Genomic DNA, 208 nt, shown 5'->3' on the forward strand with positions numbered 1-208 from the left:
TGACTCCGGCATCCTGCTCGATGACATGTTCTTTGCCGACGGCGGGCTTGTGCCCTCCGATCGTTTCATCGGCACCCGCGTCGAGGCCGAACTCGCCTTCGTGATGAAGTCGCGGCTGTCCGGACCTGACTGCACGATGTTCGACGTGCTCAACGCCACCGACTTCGTCGTGCCGGCGCTGGAAATTCTGGATACGCGGGTCGAGCGG

Annotated in this window: 1 pseudogene; it reads left to right on the plus strand. The window is 63.0% G+C overall.

The window, feature by feature from the left end:
- Positions 1–208, plus strand: a pseudogene (locus tag KJQ96_RS39945) (2-oxo-hepta-3-ene-1,7-dioic acid hydratase); the annotation flags it as partial.

The organism is Bradyrhizobium sp. sGM-13, from assembly GCF_018398875.1.
Classification (GTDB): Bacteria; Pseudomonadota; Alphaproteobacteria; order Rhizobiales; family Xanthobacteraceae; genus Bradyrhizobium.